This is a genomic window from Campylobacter sp. 2018MI13, assembly GCF_018501135.1.
Classification (GTDB): domain Bacteria; phylum Campylobacterota; class Campylobacteria; order Campylobacterales; family Campylobacteraceae; genus Campylobacter_E.
In genome coordinates this window covers 1-381 of record NZ_JAHCZC010000310.1, presented here as the reverse complement: position 1 = coordinate 381, position 381 = coordinate 1, and the positions used below count along the sequence as shown (strand labels likewise).

1 protein-coding gene is annotated in these 381 nt (G+C 58.3%); it reads right to left on the bottom strand.

The genetic code is table 11. The features are described 5' to 3' along the window. Positions 1-56: 56 nt before the first annotated feature. A partial coding sequence (locus KJQ99_RS11475; RefSeq protein WP_284467066.1) for a molybdopterin dinucleotide binding domain-containing protein occupies positions 57-381 on the bottom strand: 325 nt, incomplete at its 5' end.

Sequence of the window (381 nt, the reverse complement as noted above, 5' to 3'; positions counted from 1 at the left end):
CCTCAATGTTGGCGCGTTTATGCGCGGTTGACTGGTTTCCCGTGGGGGCGGGGTATTCATGCTTTCTCCACATTGGCGATCGTTGTGTGCACCGCATTACCCTTCGCTAGCGGCGAGGGGTGCAGCGAGGTGAGAGTATTCATGGCTCCATTGATGTCGACCGGTTGCTTGGGATTGGCCTTGCTTGGCGGGGCGACCTTTGTGTTGCTCAAGGGGCGGTACCAAGCGCCCTGCGGCACTGAGAGAACGCCGGGTGCAATACGATCGGTGACACGGGCCGGTAGCCGGATGGTACCGCGGTCGTTGTAAACAAAGACTTGATCGCCATTGGTGATACCTTTAGCTCGGGCATCTCGAGTGTTGATCCAGACAGTCTGGGGA